The organism is Limnothrix sp. FACHB-881, assembly GCF_014698135.1.
Classification (GTDB): domain Bacteria; phylum Cyanobacteriota; class Cyanobacteriia; order CACIAM-69d; family CACIAM-69d; genus CACIAM-69d.
The window spans coordinates 76213-83521 of the sequence record NZ_JACJSN010000020.1; the positions used below are offsets into that span (position 1 = coordinate 76213).

General features: G+C 54.4%; 6 protein-coding genes. 3 read left to right on the forward strand and 3 right to left on the reverse strand.

Translation table 11 applies throughout. The features are described from left to right. Positions 1-250: 250 nt before the first annotated feature. The 3 genes from H6G52_RS16025 to H6G52_RS16035 all read right to left on the reverse strand — a co-directional run bounded on the left by H6G52_RS16025 (position 251) and on the right by H6G52_RS16035 (position 3878). Positions 251-1522: a D-Ala-D-Ala carboxypeptidase family metallohydrolase gene (locus H6G52_RS16025; RefSeq protein ID WP_190529592.1), complete on the reverse strand. Its 1272-nt coding sequence runs from the start codon at positions 1520-1522 to the stop codon at positions 251-253. A gap of 233 nt (positions 1523-1755) precedes the next feature. Continuing rightward, a complete protein-coding gene (locus tag H6G52_RS16030) occupies positions 1756-3192 on the reverse strand; it encodes a DUF3086 domain-containing protein (protein WP_190529599.1) in 1437 nt (478 codons plus the stop codon). A 218-nt stretch (positions 3193-3410) separates the two neighbouring features. Next, a complete protein-coding gene (locus H6G52_RS16035) occupies positions 3411-3878 on the reverse strand; it encodes a DUF3119 family protein (protein WP_190529601.1) in 468 nt (155 codons plus the stop codon). 400 nt (positions 3879-4278) lie between these two features. Between H6G52_RS16035 and H6G52_RS16040 the strand changes: the two genes are divergently transcribed. The 3 genes from H6G52_RS16040 to H6G52_RS16050 all read left to right on the forward strand — a co-directional run bounded on the left by H6G52_RS16040 (position 4279) and on the right by H6G52_RS16050 (position 6833). Next, the gene (locus H6G52_RS16040) at positions 4279-4869 is read left to right on the forward strand and encodes a VOC family protein (protein ID WP_190529603.1); all 591 of its coding nucleotides are present in this window, start codon (positions 4279-4281) and stop codon (positions 4867-4869) included. A gap of 204 nt (positions 4870-5073) precedes the next feature. Further along, positions 5074-6021: an alpha/beta fold hydrolase gene (locus H6G52_RS16045; RefSeq protein ID WP_190529605.1), complete on the forward strand. Its 948-nt coding sequence runs from the start codon at positions 5074-5076 to the stop codon at positions 6019-6021. Between the two features lie 230 nt (positions 6022-6251). After that, on the forward strand, positions 6252-6833 hold the full coding sequence (locus H6G52_RS16050; protein WP_190354693.1) for a pentapeptide repeat-containing protein: 582 nt from the start codon (positions 6252-6254) through the stop codon (positions 6831-6833). The last annotated feature ends 476 nt before the right edge of the window (positions 6834-7309 follow it).

Genomic DNA, 7309 nt, shown 5'->3' on the forward strand with positions numbered 1-7309 from the left:
AAAATTTGCTGAAGAAATTGGCAACAAAAGCGCTTCCCCCTGATCGATCGGAGGGAAGCACTTTTTTAGAAGCCAGGTCTCAGGAACCAGATGTGAGGAGCCAGAGCAAGTTTCATCGATCAACTGTCATCGATCAACAAAGACAAGGGGCTTCAGCCCCTTGCTCCACGACGACTCGTGCTTTGCAGGCCTCTCAAGTTACTTCTCAGACACCCGCTTAGGCGCTAGATGGGATTACCTGTCTCAGGCATTAATTGCCGTAATTCCACCGGGCCCGATACCCCCGGTTATCCACATGGGTGAAGGTGGAGCCATACCCCAGGCCCCCTTCCCACCAAGGATCCAGAATCCGCTGCACCGCTTGGGGCGAAAGACCCTCCACCACAAAATCCACCCCATGGCCTCGCATGTGGGTTGAGTTGGAAGCGCCGCCCACAGCCCGGTTCACCGCTGGCGGTCGATACCAACTGGTGATGGTGATGGCGCGATCGCCCAACTTGGTGCGAATTCGCTGCATCTGTTGAGCCATTCGCACAATGTTGCGGGCAATTTCTTCCGATTCAGGGATTCTGGTGCCCTCCTTAGTGGCTTCTCCCCAAAAAAAGGAGCCATTGGGAACAATTGGATCACGGGTTCCCACCACACCATAGCCAGGGATCCGAATAGCGGGGCCGCGGGAAGGCGCGGGGCTAGGGCTGGGCGCAGGAGTCGGGGCAGGGGTCGGGGCAGGTCTTGGGGCGGGGGCAGGAGTCGGGGTTGGCGCGGGGCTAGGCGTGGGAGCCGGGGCAGGGCTAGGAGCCGAACTGGCCGAGAGCAGTTGATCGGCATCGATTAAGTCCACGTGGCCGGCAAACACAAACCAAGTTTGGCGATCGCCCACCGGTTCACTGAGCTGCACCTGATAGTGACTGCCCGATCGACTGATGGCCCGAATCCGAAAATCGCCCGGCGATACGGACACCTCTTCATCATCCTTGAGTTCTGCGGAAGAGACGGGGCGCTGCTTAAAGATGGTGGGCACTTTGACCCGAATCTTGGGCAGGGGCGGAAAATTAGTTGCGTCCTTTGGCGGCGGGTAGGGCGGCACGTTCAATAGCTCGATGTGCCCCTTAAACACGACCCAATTTTTGCGATCGCGCAGGGGCTGCATCAACACCACGCTCAGGTGGGAATCGGGCGCTTCTTCGTAGCTTTCAAGGGGAAATTCACCCCGAGCCACGCTCAACTTCTCTGCACTGCTCAGGGCTGAAGACAGGGCCACGCGGGTTTTAAAAACGGTTTCGCTCTTGACAACCAGGGTGGGGACGGCGGCAATTTCCAAATGATCCTTAAAGATGAACCACTCTTGGCGATTCCCGATCGGCTCAATCAGGGTCACCCGATAATGATTCCCTTCCAAGACCGCCGCCTTTACCGTGAGTTCGCGGGGGGCAACCGAGAGTTTTTCTGCGGTTGGCAGTTCACTCGACGAGACTGGCCGGCTTTTGAAGATCGTGGGTTGAACGATTTTCAGCTTCACCATAGGTTGCACCACACCGAAATACAGCGCCCAGTTGCAATGAACTGGTTGCACTTACTTGGACATGCTAGCCATCAATGGGCTGGATGGCTTGAAGCTTCAAGGATTTTTACGAATTTTGCCACTCTCGTTGCTTGATCGCCATGGGGCTTTAGCCCTCGATCGCTTGGATTAGCCCTGACAGTTCATTCACAGTGGCCACTCCATGCTGACCAGCAGTGTAGGCCAGATCATCGTTAGTAGTAGCCATAACTGCTGCCGCCGAGGCCGCTGGGGGGCGCAATGCGGGGATCCGGCGCAATTGCCAGCCATAGGGGAAACTGCAACAACGAAAGGCTAATGCGGCCATCAGACTCATCCACCACAATGAACGGCACACCGCCGCCCCGCTGGATTCGATCGGCCCGCTGAGCCAAGGGGTCTGGGGACTCAAATAACATTACGCCCTGTTCGGCCCCAAAGTCGGCACGGGAAATGCCCAGGGAGTCTTGCAGGCCGCGCCGCCAGTCGCCCAGCCGCTCAGGACTGTCGATCAGAATCAGCGTTCGGAGTCGATCGCCATGGATGGCCCGCAGCACGGAGATGGTGGCGGAAACCACCAGGATGTTTTGTAGACGGCTGCCCATGGTGCGCAGGGCCCCTCGACCACTGAGGTCAAAAAACCACTGACTGACCCGATCGGCGTGAACCTGCTCAAAGGTGCGCCGCAAACGCCACGGGGGGCCGTAATAGTCCGGTCGGGTGCGATATCGCTCTAGGATTTGCTCAATTTTGCGGCGATCGCCCTGAAATTGTCCCTCGATCGCGGTGGGCGGTGGGGGGGCCGATCGCTCCGGAGCCGGGGCCGGAGTTGGGGCGGGCGGCGGCGCAAAGGATAATTCCTCAGCGGCGGCCACCAACTCTTGCAAACTACCCACCAGGTAGTCCTTGAAACCCTGAACCCTGGCGGCAACGTTTTGGGATGCACCGGCAAACGTGCTTTTCATTTCCTGGCGAATTCGTTCCTGACGGCGCTCCAGTTGCTCAATGCTGGCGGTCAGGTTTTGGCGGCGCTGTTCCAGCTCGGCAGTTCCCAAGCTGAGAATGCGGCTGAGGTCGCGACGGGCTTGGGCAATTTCCGCCAGCAGTTGATCGCGTTGCTCTTGGAGATCGGCCACGCGATCGGCCAAGGCTTGGTTGGCTGAATTGGTATTTGCATCTAGCTCGGGGTCTAGATTTTGATTTGGATTCGAACTGAGGTGGGGATCTGGGTCGGGATCTGCACCTAAAGTGGCTGCTGGCGTTGCTCGATCAGATGGCGTTGCCCGATCGAAATCGCTAACTTCCGTTACGGAATCGGCCACCGGAGGTGCTGCCGACTCTGGGGACGCAACGATCGGGGCCGGAGCCACCGGGGAGCTGTCGATCGGGGATTGTGCATCGATCGTTTCCGGTGTTGCTGCCGGTTCGGGAGCGGGGGAAGCCTCGGGAACCGAGTCGGCGAAATCGGCGATCGATTCCCCTGTGGCTGTCAGCGCTGCTGTGCTCGATCGATCCACCGAGCTGACCGGTGTTCCGGCCGTCGCCGCTTCTCCCACCTGAGGCGATGGGGCAGGGGTGGGCAACGGTTCATCGTCCCAGTTGGTTTCCGAGGGGCGATCGATCGATTCGGACAGATCAGCAATATCAGACATTTCAAGCACTAGATTGCAAACAGTGGAACGCTCAAGCGGAACAACACTGAGCGTTTAAACCTTGGCCGCCATCATCCCAGTTCCTTGAACGATTATGATTCGTAACCCCACCCGATTTTCGGTCGGGTTTCCCGAAAGTGACCGATCTCGCCAATCCCATCGCTCCCGCTCGATCGCCCTCAGAAATTTCCCGAGCGCTCGATCGTGCCCCAGCGGCCCTATTGCCAAGCGCGGCGCTTAGGTAGTTGTTTCGCTTCCAAGCAGGCCCGCAAGAGCTTGGGGTCAAACAAAATGGGCAGGAAATGCAAGCTCTTCACTTCCTTGAAATAGAACAGGGTCGGTAGGTAGTACCAAAAGATATCCCAGTTTTCCCAATCCTGGTAAGGAAAGCGCCGAATCAGCTTGTCGCCCCGGTAAATGTCCAAAGCCGTTGCCGTGAACAACAGCCGCAGGGTGGCCGCTTGCAGGGTCAAAAACGCCGAAAACGCCGCCAGCGCCAACGCCGCCAACAAGTTCCAAGCCAAAAACAGAATTGAGATGGCCGCCAAACCCGTGGGCAACACAAAATCCGGCGGCAGTTCGATCACCTCCGAATCGGGCAGCGAGCCAGCGGTGGTTTCCCCAGGGGCGATCGGGGACAAGTCGGGCGACTGGACAGCGGATGGGGTTGCGTTGGATTCAGACATACTTAGGCGATCGCGAGTTGGAATCAATTGGGACGCGAGTTGAAAACAATGTTGAAATCAATTGGGATCAGTTGAGATCAAAAAAATACAGCAATAGCTCTGGAATAGCTCCGGGTATGGCTCTGGGATTGCTCCAGACCGCTTTGGCGTTGAGCATAGTCATTTCAACGCGGCAAACATTTCAACGCGGCAAAACGCAGCGATTGGATGACCAAGGGCAGCACTCGCTGTCCCATTCTAAGAGGATGTTTGGAACGGCGCGATCGATCCTGCCCTTCACCTCTGGTCTGTGACTCATGCGCCGGTTCTCAGCACCTTTCTCCGCAAATTTACGGCAACGACACCCACCCGATCGCCCTGTTAACCTGAAAGGCACGAAGCGTTGGGAAAGCATGGAGCGATGGAAACAGCAGTCGATCGAGTGGTGAACCCTGAAGCGATCGCGCCGGAAGTGACCCCGGAAGTGACCCCGGAAGTTGATTCGCCATCTTTGTCTCCTTTGCCTTGTGGGTTGGCATCCGCCCCGTCAACGTCCGTTGGATTGGGACCAGCCACCCTGCGCAAGGTTCACCACATCGCCCTCAACGTCAAGGACATGGCGGCCGCCCGTCGCTTTTACGGCGGCCTGTTGGGTCTGGAGGAGTTAACGGGCGATCGGGTTCCCAGCACCCTCAAATCCCTGGTGGCGGCAGGCAAGGTTGCCAACTTTTTGCTCCCCGATGGCTTGATTTTGGATTTGTTTTGGGAGCCAGACCTACAGCCGCCGCACCCGGATCCGGATCAGCAATTTACCCGCGCCAATCATTTGGCCTTTGATATTGCTCCCGAAGCGTTCGATCGCGCCCTTGTCGTCCTTCAGCAGCACCAAGTGGCGATCGCCCATGGCCCCGTCACTCGCCCCACTGGTCGCGGTGTTTACTTTTACGACCCTGACGGATTCATGGTAGAAATTCGCTGTGATCCGGATCCAAAGTCTTCGGAGTCCAGTTAAGAAATCACCGCTGTTGCATTCACCCTTCGCCCCATCTTTGAACCCAATTTCAAAACTCAATTTCAAAGCTCAAGTTCATGAGCCAATTTCAAAACTCAAGTTCATGAGCCAGTTTTAAAACTCGAGTTCATGAGGCAATTTCGGAAGATATCTGAAAAGCCAAAATAGACACCTGAATTTAGCCATTATTTGCGAGCAATTACCATGACTAATCTGCAAAAATCGACTGATCGCGCCACTCAATTTTATGATTGGCAAGGCTATCGCTGTAGCTATGATCAGTGGGGAACAGCCCAGCCGAATCAGCCAGTTTTGTTATTAATTCACCCGATCGGGGTTGGCCTATCGCGACACTTTTGGACGCGGTTCATTAATGCTTGGGAGCGATCGGGCAGTGCCTTAGCCATCTTTAATCCAGATCTGTTGGGCTGTGGGGATGCGGCCAAGCCTCGTTACGCCCTTTATCCAGAAGATTGGGCCGATCAACTGCTGCATTTTGTGCAAACAGTGGTGCAGCGGCCGGTGATTTTGGTGGTGCAAGGGGCGTTGTTTCCCGTGGCGCTCGAGATGGTGGAGCGATCGACCCATGCCAACAATGCCAACGGGGCGATCGACATTCGCGGCCTGATTCTCTCGGGGCCGCCTGCTTGGCAAGTGATGGCCGAAGTTGCGCCAAAGTGGCAACAGAAATTGCTCTGGAATGGGCTGTTTGACTCTTGGATCGGGGCTGCTTTTTTTCAATATGCGAAGCGGCGGCAATTTTTGAGTTCTTTTTCGGCAAAACAGCTTTTTGCTGCCTTGCCAGATATTGACGAAGAATGGCTTTCCATGCTGGATCAAGGGGCTGCGGATCCGGCCAGTCGCCATGCGGTTTTTGCGTTTCTGGCTCGGTTTTGGCAGAAGGGCTATGCCGAAAAAATTCGCAAAATTCCCTACCCAACCTTAGCCTTGTTTGGGGAAACCGCTTCTAGCATCAGCAAAAGCGGCAAGCAGGAAAGTCCCGATCAGCGTCTCAATCTTTACCTTGAAAACCTTCCCCAAGGTGAAGGCTACAAACTTCCAGGACGGAATGTTTTGCCCTATGAATCCACGGCAGCTTTCACCCATGCGGTTTCAGAATTCACCCTCAAACTGCTTGTAAAGATAGATTGACTGGAAGGGAATAAAAACTAAATCAATCGATAATTAAGCCAACTTGTTTCTACTCATCGTTATTCTGAACAGAATAGAGGGAAGCAGTGAGATTGTCGATTGCCCAGAATTGATGACAATACTTCGTCATAATTCAGTCATATTGAGCAGTAACAGCCCTTTGTGACGACAAGGGGCGATCGATTTGGCTCATTCCCAAGCCAAGTGAAGTCAATGGGGTGAATAACGTCATGGATGCAGATGAACTGTTGGGGCGCTATCGCTTAGGAGAACGGAATTTTCGAGGTGCAGATCTCAGTGAAGTTAATCTGATTGCGGCTGAGCTACCGGGAATTAATTTGAGCGAAGCCAATTTGGTGTTGGCTAACCTAACCCGTGCCAACTTGAGTGAAGCCAATCTGAACGGTGCAAACTTGATTGGGGTGGATTTGATTGGGGTGAATCTCAGTCGAGCTAGCCTCACTTGGGTCAGGGCGATCGGGGCCAACTTTACCGGAGCCAATTTATCAGCCACTAACTCGATCGAAGCGGTCTTCACCGGGGCGACCTTTGATGGCGCTAATCTTCATCGACTCTGCGCTTTGGGGGCTGATTTTGTGGGCGCATCGTTGGTGGGAGTGAACTTACAAGAAGCAAATATTTTGGGAGCCAATTTTGCCGGGGCCGACCTGCATATGGCAAAGTTAGCCGAGTCCAATTTCCAGGATGCCTATTGGAAGTCTGCCAAGTTGCCTCCCGATCTGATGTTGAAACTACGTCAACATCAGCGCCATCGAATTCATAGCGCTGACACGAGTGCTGAAACGGCCTAAAGGCGCTTGACTGATTTTTGGGAGTGTGGTTTTCGCTCTGTACATCAGTGAAAAAAGCAGGCCATAAACTTGTAATCCAAAGGATCGATGGCATTGATCAATCATTTCTGGCGCTGTGAGTAATTGCAAAAATGGCAGAAATTTTGGACACCATGCCTATTTGGATGCTCAAGAAAGTCTGACAGTCATCAGGGTTTATCTTTTTTATTTGAGAATTGATTGCAAAGTCACAACAAGATCACACAGTTACTTGAGGCTGAGTTTCAAGTCTAATTCTGATATTCGCTTGATACAGCCTTTACCTAAAATAATTGGCACACCATATCACAGATACCATGAAGCAACGGCTCGGTGGGCACTGCCCACCCTTGTATGTGGAAGGCGGTGGAGAAGGAAGGTTAAGCTCAGGCATAATCGACCATCTCCCATCCGGTAGAGACTCTGGACGCACCCTCAAGCCTTGGAGCTTGGCTCGT